Source organism: Curtobacterium sp. VKM Ac-2884, assembly GCF_015350945.1.
GTDB lineage: Bacteria > Actinomycetota > Actinomycetes > Actinomycetales > Microbacteriaceae > Curtobacterium.
Genome location: NZ_JADKSA010000003.1, coordinates 79,810 through 95,750 on the forward strand (window position 1 = coordinate 79,810; position 15,941 = coordinate 95,750).

Annotated in this window: 18 protein-coding genes; all 18 read left to right on the forward strand. The window is 70.6% G+C overall.

Annotated elements, in window-relative coordinates:
• The first annotated feature begins 68 nt into the window (after positions 1-68).
• The 18 genes from ITJ60_RS08710 (at position 69) to ITJ60_RS08795 (ending at position 15,769) form a co-directional block, all read left to right on the forward strand.
• A complete protein-coding gene (locus tag ITJ60_RS08710; protein ID WP_181437623.1) occupies positions 69-908 on the forward strand; it encodes a flagellin in 840 nt (279 codons plus the stop codon).
• Between the two features lie 104 nt (positions 909-1,012).
• Complete coding sequence (gene fliD, locus ITJ60_RS08715; RefSeq protein ID WP_323749129.1) at positions 1,013-2,401, forward strand: flagellar filament capping protein FliD; 1,389 nt, start codon at positions 1,013-1,015, stop codon at positions 2,399-2,401.
• Between the two features lie 10 nt (positions 2,402-2,411).
• Positions 2,412-2,885, forward strand: a complete 474-nt coding sequence (gene fliS, locus ITJ60_RS08720) for a flagellar export chaperone FliS (protein WP_194647663.1) — start codon at positions 2,412-2,414, stop codon at positions 2,883-2,885.
• A 43-nt stretch (positions 2,886-2,928) separates the two neighbouring features.
• Entirely contained in the window at positions 2,929-3,231 is a 303-nt protein-coding gene (locus tag ITJ60_RS08725) for a hypothetical protein (protein ID WP_123292718.1), read from the forward strand.
• A 540-nt stretch (positions 3,232-3,771) separates the two neighbouring features.
• Entirely contained in the window at positions 3,772-4,116 is a 345-nt protein-coding gene (locus ITJ60_RS08730; RefSeq protein WP_194647664.1) for a flagellar basal body rod protein FlgB, read from the forward strand.
• Positions 4,113-4,508, forward strand: coding sequence for a flagellar basal body rod protein FlgC (locus tag ITJ60_RS08735; protein ID WP_235035933.1), 396 nt, complete (start codon positions 4,113-4,115; stop codon positions 4,506-4,508). The genes ITJ60_RS08730 and ITJ60_RS08735 overlap by 4 nt, the downstream gene beginning before the upstream one ends.
• Positions 4,508-4,843: a flagellar hook-basal body complex protein FliE gene (fliE, locus tag ITJ60_RS08740; RefSeq protein WP_123312739.1), complete on the forward strand. Its 336-nt coding sequence runs from the start codon at positions 4,508-4,510 to the stop codon at positions 4,841-4,843. Before ITJ60_RS08735 ends, fliE begins: the two co-directional genes overlap by 1 nt.
• Complete coding sequence (gene fliF, locus ITJ60_RS08745) at positions 4,843-6,516, forward strand: flagellar basal-body MS-ring/collar protein FliF (RefSeq protein ID WP_194647665.1); 1,674 nt, start codon at positions 4,843-4,845, stop codon at positions 6,514-6,516. Before fliE ends, fliF begins: the two co-directional genes overlap by 1 nt.
• An 8-nt stretch (positions 6,517-6,524) precedes the next feature.
• Positions 6,525-7,589 carry a flagellar motor switch protein FliG gene (gene fliG / locus ITJ60_RS08750; protein WP_123292859.1) on the forward strand — a complete coding sequence of 355 codons (1,065 nt, stop codon included), beginning with the start codon at positions 6,525-6,527 and terminating at the stop codon, positions 7,587-7,589.
• Positions 7,582-8,244, forward strand: a complete 663-nt coding sequence (locus tag ITJ60_RS08755) for a hypothetical protein (RefSeq protein ID WP_194647666.1) — start codon at positions 7,582-7,584, stop codon at positions 8,242-8,244. Before fliG ends, ITJ60_RS08755 begins: the two co-directional genes overlap by 8 nt.
• Positions 8,241-9,584, forward strand: coding sequence for a FliI/YscN family ATPase (locus ITJ60_RS08760; protein WP_194647667.1), 1,344 nt, complete (start codon positions 8,241-8,243; stop codon positions 9,582-9,584). The genes ITJ60_RS08755 and ITJ60_RS08760 overlap by 4 nt, the downstream gene beginning before the upstream one ends.
• Positions 9,584-10,015 (forward strand): flagellar FliJ family protein, encoded by a 432-nt coding sequence (locus ITJ60_RS08765; RefSeq protein WP_194647668.1) that lies wholly within the window; start codon positions 9,584-9,586, stop codon positions 10,013-10,015. The genes ITJ60_RS08760 and ITJ60_RS08765 overlap by 1 nt, the downstream gene beginning before the upstream one ends.
• Positions 10,012-10,746: a C40 family peptidase gene (locus ITJ60_RS08770; protein WP_194647669.1), complete on the forward strand. Its 735-nt coding sequence runs from the start codon at positions 10,012-10,014 to the stop codon at positions 10,744-10,746. Before ITJ60_RS08765 ends, ITJ60_RS08770 begins: the two co-directional genes overlap by 4 nt.
• A complete protein-coding gene (locus ITJ60_RS08775; protein WP_194647670.1) occupies positions 10,743-12,212 on the forward strand; it encodes a flagellar hook-length control protein FliK in 1,470 nt (489 codons plus the stop codon). Before ITJ60_RS08770 ends, ITJ60_RS08775 begins: the two co-directional genes overlap by 4 nt.
• A 25-nt stretch (positions 12,213-12,237) precedes the next feature.
• Positions 12,238-12,681 (forward strand): flagellar hook assembly protein FlgD, encoded by a 444-nt coding sequence (locus tag ITJ60_RS08780; RefSeq protein ID WP_123292727.1) that lies wholly within the window; start codon positions 12,238-12,240, stop codon positions 12,679-12,681.
• A 56-nt stretch (positions 12,682-12,737) separates the two neighbouring features.
• On the forward strand, positions 12,738-13,913 hold the full coding sequence (locus ITJ60_RS08785) for a flagellar hook protein FlgE (RefSeq protein WP_123338361.1): 1,176 nt from the start codon (positions 12,738-12,740) through the stop codon (positions 13,911-13,913).
• A gap of 115 nt (positions 13,914-14,028) precedes the next feature.
• A complete protein-coding gene (locus ITJ60_RS08790) occupies positions 14,029-15,210 on the forward strand; it encodes a site-specific integrase (protein ID WP_194647671.1) in 1,182 nt (393 codons plus the stop codon).
• Positions 15,203-15,769 (forward strand): hypothetical protein, encoded by a 567-nt coding sequence (locus ITJ60_RS08795; protein WP_194647672.1) that lies wholly within the window; start codon positions 15,203-15,205, stop codon positions 15,767-15,769. The genes ITJ60_RS08790 and ITJ60_RS08795 overlap by 8 nt, the downstream gene beginning before the upstream one ends.
• Positions 15,770-15,941 lie beyond the last annotated feature (172 nt).

The following is a 15,941-nucleotide window of genomic DNA, read 5'->3' on the forward strand; positions in this document are numbered from 1 at the left end:
TCGAGAGTCATCCACGTCAGCCCACGGACGGGCTGTAGTACGACCCAGCATTCACGGAGGAAACCACCATGGGTATGTCCATCAACACCAACCTCTCGGCACTCAACACGTACCGGAACCTCAACTCGACGCAGAACGACCTGTCGAAGTCCCTCGAGAAGCTCTCGTCGGGTCTCCGCATCAACCGTGCTGCCGACGACGCGGCCGGTCTGTCGATCTCCGAGGGGCTGAAGTCCCAGGTCGGTGGCCTCACGGTCGCCGCCCGCAACGCGCAGGACGGCATCTCCGTCGTGCAGACCGCTGAAGGTGGCCTCACCGAGACCCACTCGATCCTCCAGCGCATGCGCGACCTGGCCGTCCAGGCCGGTAACGACTCGAACAACGAGGACTCGCGCAAGGCGATCACCACCGAGGTCGGCGAGCTCACCAAGGAGCTCACCCGCATCTCGCAGTCGACCAACTTCAACGGCATCAACCTGCTCGACGGCTCCGCCGGCACCGCAGGCGTCCTGAAGTTCCAGGTCGGCGCCAACGGCGACGCGGCGAGCCAGATCGACGTCGACCTGTCGAAGTCCAACGTGGAGTCCGTGTCGACCGCTGTCGGCGCCCTCACCTTCGACAGCGCGACGAACGCTCAGGCCGCCATCACCGCGATCGACGAGCAGATCAAGTACGTGTCCTCGGCACGTTCGAGCATCGGTGCTGTCCAGAACCGCTTCGACCACGCCATCAACGTGACGAACGTGGCCAAGGAGAACCTCACCGCTGCCGGTTCGCGCATCACCGACGTCGACATGGCCGAGGAGATGGTCAAGTACACGCGCGACAACATCCTCAGCCAGGCCGGCACGTCGATGCTCGCGCAGGCGAACCAGAGCACGCAGGGCGTGCTCTCGCTCCTGCGCTAGCACCCACGACGCCGCCTTCCGGGATCGTTCAGGCTTCCCGGGAGGCGGCGTCGCCCTCCTGACCATCCCCACGACGCCAGGGAGTGTCGACGATGTCATCGTCCGTGTCCTCGAGCACCAGCCTCGCGATCGACGGGCTCGTCAGCGGGCTCAAGACGACCGACCTCATCAACTCGTTGATGAGCGTCGAGGGCGTGCCGCAGACCCTGCTCAAGAACAAGCTCACGAGCACCAACTCGTTCATCTCGTCACTGCAGACGATCAACGGCTTGGTGCAGGCCCTCGCAACGAAGGCGAAGGACGCCGCCAAGGCGACCTCGCTCGACCTGTTCACCGCCACGAGCTCGTCGTCGGGCGTCACCGCCGTCACCGGCACGAACGCGAGCGCCGGATCACTGACGTTCAGCGTCGGCTCGACCGCGTCCGCCCAGGTCGGGGTCACCGCCGCGATGTCCACGTGGTCGGCCGCTGCCGAACCGATCACCCTGGTGGGTGCCGACGGCACGAAGACCACCGTCACGCCCTCGTCCGGCTCCCTCGACGACACGGTCTCGGCGATCAACAAGTCCGGGGCCGGCGTCACCGCCACGAAGGTCGCCGCGGGTGCGGCCGCCGACGGCACCAAGCTCTACCGGGTGCAGCTGACGTCTGCCAAGACCGGGGCCGCGGGTGGTTTCGAGGTGTACCGGGGGACCGCCGACCAGGTGACCGCGGGCACCGCGACGAACGTGCTGGCCGAGGTCGGCGCCGCGGTCGTCGCCCAGGCGAAGGACGCCAGCGTCACACTGTGGGCCGGCACCGCCGCCGAGCAGACGATCACGAGTGCGACGAACACGTTCACCGACCTGGTCCCCGGGCTCAGCGTCACCGTGTCGAGGGCCTCGACGGACCCGGTCACGGTCGGCGTCGCGCAGGACACCACGAAGGCCCAGTCCGTGGCGTCCGGACTCGTCGACGCGATGAACGCGGTCTCGGCCTACTACAAGACGAACACCGCGGTGACGAGCACCACGAGTGCCACCAGCGGGTCGACGACCACGACCGCCGGGGTCCTGATGGGCGACGGCACCTCGCGCGACGCCGTGCAGCGCCTGGGCAGCACCATGTCGGCGCCCGTCGGCGGGAAGTCGCCGTCGTCGATCGGCATCTCGATCACCAAGGACGGCAGCTTCACCTTCGACGCGGACGTCTTCCAGAAGGCCCTCGCCACCGACCCCGAGGGAACGCAGGCGATGCTGTCCGGCGTCGCCGCGAACGTCGGTGCCGCCGCCACCGCGGCGTCCGACAAGTACGACGGGTCCATCACCACGACGATCACCGGCCAGCAGGCGGTCGCCAAGGACCTCAACACCCAGATCGACAGCTGGACCGACCGACTCACGATGCGCCGCGCATCGCTCCAGACGCTGTACTCGTCGCTCGAGACCAGCCTCAGCAAGCTCCAGTCCCAGTCGAGCTGGCTCGCCAGCCAGCTCGCGGCGACGACGAGCTGACGGGATCACCATGACCTTCGACTTCCAGGCCGCCGCCTTCCGCCAGGCCGCGCAGCCCCGCACCGTGACCGACCAGCGTCGCGCGCAGTACACGAACGAGGCCGTCCTGTCGGCCACCCCGGCGCAGCTCGTCACGATGCTCTACGACCGGCTGCTGCTCGACCTGCACCGCGCCGAGGCCGCACAGACCGGCGCCGACTGGGACACCGCGCGCGAACAGCTGCTGCACGCGCAGGCCATCGTCGGCGAGCTGTCGTCCACGCTGCGGATCGACGTCTGGGACGGTGGTGAGGGCCTGCTCGCCGTCTACAACTACGCGTCGACGTCCCTCATCACCGCGAACGTGCACCGTGACGTGCAGGCCACGCGCGACTGCATCCGGATCCTCGAACCCCTGCGGCAGTCGTGGCACGACGCCGCCGCGGCGCTGCCGGCGACGCCGGCACGTCAGCAGGCGACGGGCGGAGCCCTCGGTGTCGCTTGAACCGGCACCGTCGCGTGAAACGACACCGTCGCCTGAGCAGGAGGTGTCGCCCGAGCAGGTCGACCACCGCCTCGCCTGGGAGGCCCTGCTCGACTCCCTGGAGCACGACGCCGCCCGACAGGCGGCCGACCCCACGGCCGTGGTGGGGTGGTCGGAGCCGGCCGGGCTGGGTCCGGTGCCGCGCGCGTTGGTGGGGCGTGCCTCCCGGCTGCTCGCTGCGCAGCGCGACCGCATCGCGGAACTGGAGTCGGACCGGCGGGCGACGCTCGAGCACCTCGGTGCGCTGCGCGCCGTCGACGCGACCCGCGAGCCCCGCGGCGCGGTGTACCTCGACGCGTCCGCCTGACCCGCGCGCGCTCTCGACCCGGAACGACATGCTCGACGTCGTACGACAACGAGGATGTCGATGCCCCGCGAGCGCAACACCGGGCGGGCGCAAGGTGCGACGAGGTGGTCGTCGTACGACAACGAGGATGTCGATGCCCCGCGAGCGCAACGGCTTCCACTGTGGACGACCAGCGTCGGCAACGTGCGACGAGGTGGTCGTCGTGCGACGACGAGGATGTCGTCGGACCGCGGGCGCAACTATCTGCGCGCGCAACGTGCGACATCGTCGACGTCGTACGACATCGATGGTGTCGCTCGCCCGCGCGTGCAACACCGGGCGCGCGCAAGGTGCGACGAGGTGGTCGTCGTACGACAACCAGGAAGTCGTTCTGCATCGGACGAACGCGCCCCAGCCACCCCCGTTCGGGGCGAGGGCTAACGCGGCCGGGGACGGGCACCGATAGCGCCACACGAGCACGGATCGCTCACCAGTTCGGCCACGGATCGGCCACCACCGCACGGCGACGTCCCATCGACGACGCCTGACGAGGGGACCACCGTGTTCGATTCCGTGACGAGCGTCGCGCTGCAGAGCGCACTCGACGGCCTGTCGATGCGCCAGAAGGTGATCGCGAACAACATCGCGAACATCAACACGCCCGGCTACCACGCCGAGAAGGTCCAGTTCGAGGACGCCCTGGCGAAGTCGATCACCGACGGCAGCGGGGACACCGCGCCGACGGTCGCCCGCAGCCTCGAGCCGACGAACACGAACGGCAACAACGTCAACCTCGACGAGGAGACGCTCTCCAACGTCGACACCGTGCTCCGGTACCAGTTCGCCACGCAGGCGATGAACTCCGAGCTCACCAGCGTCCGTGCGGCGATGCGGACGAACTCGTGACGACCTTCGACGCGATCGGCATCGCGAGCACCGGCATGACCGTGCACCGGAAGTGGCTCGACGCCGTCGCCGACAACATGGCGAACGCGAACACCGTGAAGTCGATGGACGACACCGCGTTCCAGGCCCGCTACGTCGAGGTGCAGGAGGGCAACGGCGTGTCCGGCGCCTACGTCAAGGGTGCCGCGTTCGGCAGCGCCGCCGGCCGCGTGACCTACGACCCGGACAACCCGCTCGCGAACGACGAGGGCTACGTCCGCATGCCGGACATCGACCTCGGCACGCAGATGGCGGACCTCATCATGGCCCAGCGCGGCTACCAGGCGAACGCCGCCGTGGTCGACCGTGCCAAGACCGCCTACGAGGCGGCACTGCAGATCGGGAAGAACTGATGCCCATCGACGCCGTCAACGGTGTGACCACCAACGCGATGACGAACGCACTGACCAGTGTGTCCGGCACCTCCAGCGACGTCGCCGGCACCGCCGGCGCCACCAGCACCGACGGCAGCGGGTTCGCCGCCAGCCTCGGGAACGCCGTCGACGGGTTGCAGGCGCTGCAGAGCGACTCGAAGACCCTCGCGCTCAAGGCCGTCACCGGGAACCTCGACGACATCCACGACGCGACCATCGCCGCCACCCGCGCGCAGGTCACGCTCGAGCTCGTCTCCGCCGTCCGCAACAAGGGTGTCGACGCGTTCAACGAGATCATGAGGATGCAGGCCTGATGCCCGTCGCCGTCAAGAACGTCTTCGCGCGCCTGTCCGCGTACGTGAAGGGCTTCTCCGCCGCCCAGCGCACCATCGCGATCCTGGTGATCGCCGCGCTCGTGCTCGGTGGGATCGCCCTGGCGTCGTGGCTCGGCAAGGCGTCCTACGCGCCGCTCTTCACCGGGCTGGCCGCCGCCGACGCGAGTTCCATCACCGACCAGCTGCAGACCGACGGTGTGCCGTACCAGCTCACCGACGGTGGCGCGACGATCCTGGTGCCGCAGGCGCAGGTGTACTCGGAGCGTCTCAAGGCCGCGTCGAACGGGCTGCCGTCGTCGAACGAGGGCGGCTACTCGCTGCTCGACCAGATGGGCGTGACGAGCTCGGAGTTCCAGCAGGACGTCACCTACAAGCGGGCGATGGAGGGCGAGCTCGCCAAGACCATCGGCGCGATGGACGGCGTGCAGACCGCGACCGTGCAGCTCGCGATCCCGGAGAAGTCCGTGTTCGTGTCCGAGGAGAAGGACCCGACGGCGTCGGTGTTCATCGCCACCGACAACGGCACGCAGCTGAGCACCGACCAGGTGCAGGCGATCGTGCACCTGACCAGCGCCTCGGTCGAGGGCATGCAGACCACCGACGTCTCGGTCGTCGACGCCGAGGGGCAGACGCTGTCCGCCGTCGGGACCGGTGCGACCGGCAGCGGCGCCGACCAGGCCGCCGACTACGACGCCGCGACGAGCAAGAAGATCCAGGACCTGCTCGACACCACCCTCGGGGCCGGCAACGCGACGGTCGTCGTCTCCGGCACGATGAACCAGGAGTCCGGCACCCGCACGTCGGAGAGCTACACGTCACCGACCTCCGGTCCGGTCGCGCTCAACGAGTCGAGCACCACCGAGCAGTACGGCTCGGGTGCCGCGGGCGCGTCGAGCGGCGCGACCGGGGTCCTCGGCCCGGACAACATCGCGGTGCCGAACGGCACCGCCACGAGCGGCACCGGTGACGGCGGCTACACCAACGAGTCGGCGACCAAGAACAACGCCGTCGACCACACCACCGAGACCACGCAGATCCCCTCGGGGTCCCTCGACCGGCAGACCATCTCGGTCGCGCTGAACTCGAAGGCCGACGCCGTGCAGAACGCGAACCTGCAGAGCATCAACGACCTGGTGTCGGCCGCCGCCGGCGTCGACCAGAACCGCGGCGACCAGGTCAAGGTCGCGATGATGGACTTCGACACCAGTGGTGCCGACCAGGCTGCGAAGGCCCTCGAGGCGCAGCAGAAGGCCGACCAGCAGGAAGCCCTGTGGTCGTCGATCCGCACCGCCGGCATCGTCATCGGCATCCTGCTCGCGCTCATCGCGGTCGTGTTCGTCATCGCCCGCCGCAGCCGGAAGCAGGAGCGCGAGGCCGTCGACCTCGGGGAACTCGACGCCTTCGCCGGTGAGACCTTCCAGCTGCCGCTCGCGATGGACGGCGCCGCCGACCGGGCGACCCTCGGCGCCGGCGACGCCCCCACCGCCGTGCTGTCGACGATGCCCGCCGGTGACCCGCCGACCGAGGTGCTGACGACCGACGAGATCACGGCCGAGCGCCGCCGACAGGACATCTCCGCGCTGGCCGAACGCGACCCGAAGCGCACGGCCGAGCTCCTGCGCGGGCTCCTCGACGACCGGGCACCGGTGTGAGCGCCCTGATGCCGAGCGGCAGCAACGGCAACGGCAACGGCCCGGGCACCGGCAAGGGTTCGAACGACCGTGCGCTGACCGGCGCCCAGAAGGTCGCGCTCATCCTCATGCAGATGGACACCGACCGCGCTGCCGAGGTGATGAAGCAGTTCACCGAGATGGAGGCCGAGGAGATCTCGGCCGAGATCGTCCGGATGCGCCGCGTCGAGGACACCGTCGTCGACCAGACCATGTCGGAGTTCCACCGGATCACGATGAGCGGCCGGCTGCAGAAGCGCGGCGGCAAGGAAACCGCCCTCGGGCTGCTCGAGGCGTCCTTCGGCGCCGAGCGCGCCGCCGGCGTGATGGACCGGCTCGCCTCGAACCTCGCCGGCCAGTCCTTCGACTTCCTCGACGACGCCGAGCCCGGGCAGGTCATCACCCTGCTCGAGGGCGAGCTGCCGCAGACCATCGCCCTCGTCCTCGCACACCTCAAGCCCGGTCAGGCGAGCGCCGTCCTCGCGGGTGTCGACGAGCGCGTCCGCACCGACGTCGCGCAGGCGTTCGCCACGATGGGCAGCGCGACCCCGGAGGCCGTCGGGATCGTCGCCGGTGTCCTGCGGCAGCGCGCCGGCGCCGTCGTGTCGCCGCGCGAGAGCGTCGAGGTCGTCGGGGGCATCGCGCCCCTGGTCGACATCATCAACCGCTCCGACGTCGCCACCGAGAAGGCCGTGCTCGACGGGCTCGAGGCCCGCGACCCGGAGCTCGCCGAGGACATCCGCTCGCGCATGCTCACCTTCGAGGACATCGTCAAGCTCGAGTCCCGCGACATCCAGCAGGTGCTGCGCGGCATCGACTCGAAGCTCCTCGCGACCGCCATGAAGGGTGCCGCCGGACCCGTCGTCGAGACGATCCGCGCGAACGTGTCCGAGCGCAACCGCTCGCTGCTCGACGACGAACTGCAGGCCATGGGCCCGGTCCGCGTCTCGCAGGTCGAGGAGGCGCGTGCCGAGGTCGTCCGTTCCGTGCGCGAGCTCGAGGCGCAGGGCGTCATCACCGTGCACCGTGCCGAGGAGGACGAGCTCGTTGACTGACACCACGACCGCCGGCACCGTGCAGCGCATCGCGTTCCCCGCGATCGGCACCGCCGCCGCGACCGACCGCGCGTCCGGTGCCGACGTCCGCGGCCACGCCGCCGGCTACACCGCGGGACTCCGCGCCGCACAGGCCGAGACGGACGCCCTGCGCGCCCGCCTGCAGGCAGAGCACGCCGCGCTGACCGCGTCGCTGCGCGCGGACACCGTCCGCCGCATCGCCGTCCTCGACGCCGCGACGAACGCGATGCTGTCCACGGTCGCGCCCGTCCTCAGCGACGCCGAGGCCTCGGTCGCCAGCGCGGCCACGGACCTGGCCGAGGCGATCGTCGGGTACGAGATCCGTGCCTCCCGTCCGGCGGTCGGGACCGATGACGGAGGGGAGGCCCGGATCACGTCCGGCGCCGAGACCACCGTCCGGCGGGCACTCGCGTCCATCGACCGCAGCGTCCCGGTGGCCGTCCGGCTCAGCCCGGCGGACGCCGCCCGCGTCGCCGACGTCGACCTGCCGGTCCCGGTGGTCGCGGACCCCGCGCTGCGGGACGGCGACGCCGTCGTCGACCTGCCGAGCGGCATCCTCGACGCCCGGATCGCCACCGCACTCGACCGCGCCCGCACTGCACTGGGTGTCGAGCTGCAGGGGGTGTCCGCGTGACCGCCACGCTGCTCCGGCCCCGCGGGCTCGACGACGCCCTGCGGCAGGCCGCACCCCAGCGGGTCGGCGTCGTCACGAGTGCTGTCGGCCTCGGCCTGACGATCGCCGGGCTCGACGCCCACGTCGGTGAGGTCGTCACGGTCGGACCGGAGAGCGGCGTGCAGACCGCCGTCGAGGTCGTCGCGACCGACGCCACCGGCGTGCGCTGCATGCCGCTCGGCCGCCTCGGCGGCGTGACCGCCGGCACCCCCGCACGCCCCACCGGCCGGCCGGTGCTCGTGCCGACGGGTGCCGGGCTGTTCGGCCGTGTGCTCGACGGGCTCGGCCGGCCGATCGACGACCGCGGACCGCTCGTCGGTGCCGGTGGTGAGCCCGTCGACTGGGTGCCGCTCGACCACGCGACCCCGAACGCGATGGCACGCACCCGCATCGACACCCCGATGCAGCTCGGTGTGCGGGTGCTCGACACCCTCACCACCGTCGGCCGTGGCCAGCGCATGGGGCTCTTCGCGGGCTCCGGTGTCGGCAAGTCCTCGCTGCTGTCGATGATCGCTCGGGGGAGCGACGCCGCCGTCAACGTGATCGCACTCGTGGGGGAGCGTGGCCGCGAGGTGCGCGAGTTCCTCGAGGACGACCTGGGCCGCGAGGGCCTCGCCCGCTCGATCGTCGTCGTGTCGACCTCGGACGAGCCCGCCCTCATGCGTCTGCGCGCCGCGTTCGTGGCCACCCGCATCGCCGAGTCGTTCCGCGATGCCGGCCAGGACGTCGTGCTCATGATGGACTCGCTCACCCGCGTCGCGATGGCGCAGCGTGAGATCGGACTCTCGGTGGGGGAGCCGCCGGCCACCCGGGGCTACCCGCCGTCGACGTTCTCGGTGCTCGCCGGACTGCTCGAGCGTGCCGGGACGGACCGCGTCGGCAGCATCACCGGCATGTACACCGTGCTGGTCGACGGCGACGACCACAACGAGCCGATCGCCGACGCCGCCCGCAGCATCCTGGACGGTCACGTCGTGCTCGACCGGAAGCTCGCGATCACCGGGCACTTCCCGTCCGTGGACGCCCTCGGCTCGGTGTCCCGTGTGGCCTCGAAGGTGACGGACCCCGCGCAGCGCGGTGCCGCGACGACCCTCCGCAAGGTGATGGCAGCACGTGCCGCCGCCCAGGACCTGCTCGACGTCGGCGCGTACCAGCGCGGCTCGAACCCGCTCGTCGACGCCGCCGTCGACCACCAGGGCGCGATCGACGCGTTCCTGCGCCAGGGGATGGACGAGCGGGCGACCGCCGACGCGTCCTGGCAGCGACTCGGTGGTCTCGTGCAGCAGCTGGGGGTGTCGTGATGGCCCGCCGGTTCCCGCTCGCGGGGCTCCTGCGCCTGCGGCACACCGAACAGGACCGCGCCGCCGCCTCGCTCGCCACCGCGAACGAGCGCGCGCGCGACGCCGCCGACGCCCGGATCGCCGCGCGCCGCAGCCTCGCCGACGCCGAGGGCGCGCAGCCGATCGAGGACGCCGCCACCCTGAGCGCCGTCGCCGCTGCGCGTGCTGCGACCCGCGGGATGCTCGAGGAGCTCGACGCCGTGGTCCGGACCCGTCGTGCGGACGCCGACCGTGCGCAGGACGAGTACACCGCCGCACGACGTGCCGCGGTCGGCCTGGAGAAGCTCGAGGGCAAGCACGCCGCCGAGCAGGCCGCCGAGGAACTCCGCACCGAACAGAACGCCCTCGACGAGATCGCGGCACGACGCCGCACGGAAGGTGGTGCCCGATGAGCGTCGAAGCGGTGCTCTCCCGGATCTCCGAGATCCGTTCCCAGATCGACACCCTGCGCGGTGGCTCGGCCGCGGCGACGAGTACGTCGTCGTCCGCCGGGTCGACCAGCGCGTCGTCGAGCGCGTTCGCCGATGCCCTGGCCACGGCGACCGGGACCACCGGCACCGGGACCGCGACCGCTGCTGCCGGCGCTGCGGCGGCCGCGCGCAGTGCGCCCGCCACGTCCGTCGACGCCGGCGCGGGCACGCTCGCGACGGGCAGCGGCGCCACCGGGTCCGACGTCGTCGCGGACGCGAAGAAGTACCTCGGCGTGCCCTACGTGTTCGGCGGCACCACGACCGCCGGCATGGACTGCTCGGGCCTGGTGCAGACGGTGTTCAAGGACCTCGGCGTGACCATGCCCCGGGTCGTGCCGGACCAGGCGAAGATGGGCGTCGAGGTCGGCTCCCTGAAGGACGCACAGCCCGGCGACCTGATCATCCCGAAGGGCGAGGGCCACGTCGTCATCTACGTCGGCGACGGCAAGGTGCTGCACGCGCCGCGCCCCGGCAAGGACGTCCGCATCGTCGACAACTGGTACTCGGACGCCGACATCGCCACCATCCGCCGCATCGTGCCGGCGCAGGCGTCCGCAACCACAGCGACGACCGCGACCACCGCCGCGAGCAGCGCCACCGACCTGCAGACCGCCGCGCTGCTGTCCATGATGCAGTCCGGGAGCGCCGCATGAGCCTGACCATCGCCACCCAGCCCGTGCCCGCTCCGGCGAGCAGCGTTGCGCCCGCCCGCGCCACGTCCGACGCCGGGACTGCCAGGGCGTTCGACGCCGCGTTGTCCGCGGCCGCCGCGACCGATCGTCGTACCGGTGAGCGCGCACCTGCGCGCCGGGACGACTCCCGAGCAGTCGACGACACCGCTTCGACCACGTCGCCGAACGCTGCCACGACCAGCACCGGGACGGACGTGGCGGCTGTCGCTGACGGCGCGACCGGTGTCGCCGTGGAGGCCCAGGCGTCCACGCTCACGCTCCCGCTCGCGGGGACGGTGCCCGCCCCGGTCCCTCCGGTCGCGGTGACGACCCCTGCCGCGACGGTCACGCCGGCGACGTCGACCGCGCCCGAGCCGACGGCGCAGGACGTCACCGCGGCGCCGACGACGCCCGCCCCGGAGACGACCACGCCGACGACGCCTGCTGCCGTCTCCGCCGTCGCCACCGGGGCTGCCACTGCCACGGGGGCCGCGCTCTCGCCGTCGGCCACGACGGCGCCGTCGGCCAGCACCACGGCGTCCGTCGCATCCGCCGCCGTACCGGCACCAGGCACGACCGCCGATCCCACCGACGGGTCCGCACCGTCACCGGCGTCGGACATCCCGAGGCCCGGCACCCCGTCCGGCGGGACGACCGGCACCGGCACCGGCACCGGCACCGGCACCGGCACCGTCGGAGTCACGAGCACGAGCAGCGCGCCCGCTGCCACTGCCGCCGCGGCCGCCGCGACGCTCCAGCCGATCGCCGCGGCAACCCAGCCCACCCAGCCCACCGACGGCTCCGCGACCACGACCCCGGCCGTCGTGACGGTGGCAGCGGCGACCGCCGCGCGGGGTGGACAGACCGGCCACGGGACGGACCAGCAGGGATCGACGGCGGGTGATCCGGGCCTCCCGGCAGTCACCACCACGCGCGGCGGCGAGACGCCCTTCGTCCTGCCCTCCACGCCGACCGCCGCGCCCGCCCCGGTCACGGCGGCCGCCGCTCCGTCGGCCACGCCCGCGCCCCTCGGGCAGCAGCTCGCGCGACCGGTGTTCTCGCTCGCGCAGGCCGGGCCCGGGGAACACGTCGTCACCGTGCAGGTCGTGCCGGACAGCCTCGGACCGGTCACGGTCCGCGCACACGTCACCGCGCACGGCATGCACGTCGAGCTGTTCGCGGCGTCCGAAGCGGGACGCGACGCGGTCCGCCAGGTGCTGCCGGACCTGCGGCGCGACGCCGCCGGCACCGGGCTGAGCACCACGCTCGACCTGTCGTCGCAGAACCACCCGGGCACGTCGGCGGGTCGCGACCAGCGACCGGCCGACGGCCGCCTGCGTGCCGACACCGGCCTGGAGGCACGGCGCACCTCCGCCGCGCAGCCCGCCTCCGCAGCCGCCACGTCCACCTCCACCATCCGCACCGCGGGACTCGACGTCCTCGCCTGACCGGCTCACGAACAGGAACGCAACCATGCCCATTGACGGCATCACCGGCAGCGTGGACCAGGCTGCCCAGGCCGCGGCCCTCGCCGCGAACTCGACCGCGAAGAAGTCCCAGACGATGGACTCCGAGGTGTTCATGAAGCTGCTCGTCACGCAGCTGCAGAACCAGGACCCGTCGTCGCCGATGGACACCAACCAGATGATCAGCCAGCAGACGCAGCTCGCGATGATGGAGCAGATCACCAACCAGACCACGACGGGGAACGAGAACTTCTCGCTCCAGATGCGCATCGCCGCCGCGAACCTCGTCGGCAAGCAGGTCAGCTACACCGACGCTGCGACCGGTACCGCCGTCACCGGGACCGCCTCGGCCGTGTCCTACGCGAACAGCGTGCCCACGGTCACCGTGAACGGGAAGGAGGTCGCTCTCGACGTGATCTCCGGCATCACCACCACCGCTCCGGCTTCCTGACACCGCTCCTTCCCCTCCTTCTTCCTGCTCTTCTTGCCTCTCCGAAAGGACGCACCATGCTCCGCTCGCTCTACTCCGGGATCTCCGGCCTCCGCTCGCACCAGCAGATGCTCGACGTCACCGGCAACAACATCGCCAACGTCAACACCGTCGGCTTCAAGGCCTCGTCGACGGTCTTCCAGGACACCCTGTCGCAGATGACCCAGGGTGCCGGCGGACCGCAGACCGGTGTCGGCGGCACCAACCCGGCGCAGATCGGCCTCGGCGTCCAGGTCGCCGGCGTCTCCACCAACTTCGCGCAGGGCTCGGCCCAGGCCACCGGCAAGGCCACCGACCTGATGATCTCCGGCGACGGCTTCTTCGTCACCCGCCTCGGCAACGACACCGTCTACACCCGCGCCGGTGCGTTCGACTTCGACGCGAACGGCCGCCTGGTCACCGCCGACGGCAAGATCGTGCAGGGCTACCCGGCCACCAACGGCGTCGTCAACGACAACGGCGGCCTCGCTGACATCACGCTCCCGCTCGACGCCGCGGCACCGGCCGTCCGCACCACCTCGGCCTCGGTCGCCGGCAACCTGCCGTCCGAGACCGCCGTCGGCGACACCATCACCCGCGAGGCCACCGTCTACGACGCCTCGGGCGCCAAGCACACGATGTCCCTCGCCTACACGCGCACCGGCACCGGCTGGGACGTCACCGCACGCAACGGGCAGGGGACCACCACAAACGGGTCGCTCACGTTCGGCACCGACGGCAAGCTGACCTCCGGCGGTGCCCTGACGGTCGGCGGCATCGCCGTCGACATGGGGGAGCTCACCGGCTTCGCCTCGCTCAACACCGCGTCGATCGGTTCGCAGAACGGCCGCGAAGCCGGCGCCCTGCAGGGCTACGCGATCTCGAAGGACGGCACCGTCACCGGCACGTTCTCGAACGGTGCGTCGCTCGCCCTCGGCCGCATCGCCCTCGCGACGTTCGCCAACCCGGCGGGCCTCGAGAAGACCGGCGCCTCGGGCTACCGTGCCACCGGCAACTCGGGCACCGCGACCGTCGGCGGTCCCGGCTCGGCCGGCGTCGGGTCGCTCGCGGCGGGCACCCTGGAGATGTCGAACGTCGACCTGTCGCAGGAGTTCACGAACCTGATCGTGGCGCAGCGCGGGTTCCAGGCGAACGCGCGCATCATCACGACCTCGGACGAGGTGCTGCAGGAGCTGACGAACCTGAAGCGGTAAAATTGCGGGAAAATCCCGTGTCTCCTACCCAGGGGCGTCTCCGCATATGTGCGGGGACGCCCCTATCTCCTTGGCCTGAACTGCGTGCATACTGACCCCAACGAGGAGGTCAGGGATGACACGTGTGGGACTGCACCACGGCGGCGAGTGGGACAACGCCACCGTGCGAGGGGTCCTCGAGGTCGACCCCCTGGACGTGAAACCCCTCGAAGCGCCAGCTCTCAGCGTCGACGGCCTGCTCGAACCCGACGCCACCGCATGGCTCCGGCACGTCGCCTCGCGATCGTTCCGCAACCGAGCCACCACCACACCCATGACGCGAGCGCAAAGCCTCCGCGGCTTGCTCCAATTCCTCACCGAACGAAACGTTTCACTCCGCGGCGCCACCAACCAACACATCCTCGAATACATCAACAGCCGAATCGACGGACCCCACCGCGTATCTGGAAACACCCTCGCGAACGACCGGACTGCGATCAAACAGTTCTACGAATGGCTCCGCGAAGAGCACAACGTCCCACTCCCCATCACGATCGACCAACTGAAGAGCCCACGCGGCCCCGTATCCTCCATGCGGGAAGGCCGCGGCATCCCAACCGCAAGCGCAGCATCAACCCCACTCGAACCGCCACAGCTCGACGAACTCATGGCCGCCGCAGTCCAATACGGCGCCAACCAAGCACCCAACGGCAGCTACACCGGAATACGCGACGCCGCCTTCATCGCCCTCGGCGCCGCCTGCGGCGGACGCGCCAGTACACTCACGCACCTCACGACCTATGAGATCCCCACCGCACCGCGCAAGAACAGCGACCGCGACGAAGGCGACCTCATCAGCATGCACCTTCCAGCAGCATTGTCAAAAGTCAATCGAGAAGTGCGACTCCCGGCGTTCCGCCACCATCTGGACACCGTGCGCGCATTCATCGACCCGAAGAGCGGGGCACGCAGATTCCAAATCACCGACTGGCGGCCAGATGACCCCATCACCATCGCTGTCGAGCCCACCAAACGATTCCACGGCATCATCGACACCGACGGCATCGCCCGGAGCTTCAACGAGATGACAGCGGACGTCCGCCGCCGTCTCCTGAAGCCCAACGGTGAGCCCGCAATGATCTTCCTCACCGCCCACGACGGCCGGCCCCTCAAACTCGCAACCGCCCGAGAAATCACCGGCGACGTATCAATCATGGCCGAAGCGGACGCTGCTCGCCGAGGCGGAGACTTCCCCCACGTCCACACCCACGACCTCCGGGCGACCTACGCCTCGCCGCATAGCTCCCCATGTGACTGACAACACGCTCGAGAACTCGCGCTCCAACGCGGAGACCGCAGCCAAGCCCCTCACGCTGACCGACGCCGCAGAACTCCTCGCGCAGATGACCGTCGGTAGCGTCCTCGTGGTCAGCGAGACTCGCGGCAACGCTCGCTTCGTCCTCGTCCGCACGGAGCACCATGGACGTCCGCGCTGGTGGAGTGCCCCTCTCCAAACCGCCCCCTTCGTCAGCGACGCAATGTTCGACATCGCCGACCTCCTCGGACACTCCGCCGCCCACGCGGTGCTCGTGGGGACAGACCCCGACCGTTCGTTCGATCTACCCGACAACGCACTCGACGGCCCATACAGCTACACCGCCCGAGTACCCACCTGGCGTGGTGAGCTGCTTCTCGATCTCGGCCGCACAGCGCCAGATGGAACGGTCCTCACCATCTACGCCGACGCGCAACCCTTCGCCGTCGTGAGACCGGGTCGAGATTCATGGAGCGTGGCCTCGGAGGGCTCGACCGCCCTACTCGCCGACGAGGCGCGGCAAGCTCTTGTGGCGCATCGGTGCACGCTGTTCAGAGCTTGACAGTGCGGATCCGCTCGACCGCTCCTCGGCTCTATGCCGCACCGAGCTCCTCCAAACCCACGCCGCGAGTTTCGTCTCGCCTCGGCCCGCTTCCACCTAGACAGCGTCACGAGTCATGCTCCGCGCAAGCGCATCATCCCGACGGATCAGCCTGTCCGGTAGCTGGAACCAG

What these genes read in the sequence shown, in the direction of transcription:
- ITJ60_RS08710 (WP_181437623.1), top strand. Translation starts at nt 69, where the DNA reads ATGGGTATGTCCATCAACACCAACCTCTCGGCACTCAACACGTACCGG.
- fliS (WP_194647663.1), top strand. Translation starts at nt 2,412, where the DNA reads ATGACCTTCGACTTCCAGGCCGCCGCCTTCCGCCAGGCCGCGCAGCCC.
- fliE (WP_123312739.1), top strand. Translation starts at nt 4,508, where the DNA reads ATGCCCATCGACGCCGTCAACGGTGTGACCACCAACGCGATGACGAAC.
- fliF (WP_194647665.1), top strand. Translation starts at nt 4,843, where the DNA reads ATGCCCGTCGCCGTCAAGAACGTCTTCGCGCGCCTGTCCGCGTACGTG.
- fliG (WP_123292859.1), top strand. Translation starts at nt 6,525, where the DNA reads ATGCCGAGCGGCAGCAACGGCAACGGCAACGGCCCGGGCACCGGCAAG.
- ITJ60_RS08765 (WP_194647668.1), top strand. Translation starts at nt 9,584, where the DNA reads ATGGCCCGCCGGTTCCCGCTCGCGGGGCTCCTGCGCCTGCGGCACACC.
- ITJ60_RS08770 (WP_194647669.1), top strand. Translation starts at nt 10,012, where the DNA reads ATGAGCGTCGAAGCGGTGCTCTCCCGGATCTCCGAGATCCGTTCCCAG.
- ITJ60_RS08775 (WP_194647670.1), top strand. Translation starts at nt 10,743, where the DNA reads ATGAGCCTGACCATCGCCACCCAGCCCGTGCCCGCTCCGGCGAGCAGC.
- ITJ60_RS08780 (WP_123292727.1), top strand. Translation starts at nt 12,238, where the DNA reads ATGCCCATTGACGGCATCACCGGCAGCGTGGACCAGGCTGCCCAGGCC.
- ITJ60_RS08785 (WP_123338361.1), top strand. Translation starts at nt 12,738, where the DNA reads ATGCTCCGCTCGCTCTACTCCGGGATCTCCGGCCTCCGCTCGCACCAG.
- ITJ60_RS08790 (WP_194647671.1), top strand. Translation starts at nt 14,029, where the DNA reads ATGACACGTGTGGGACTGCACCACGGCGGCGAGTGGGACAACGCCACC.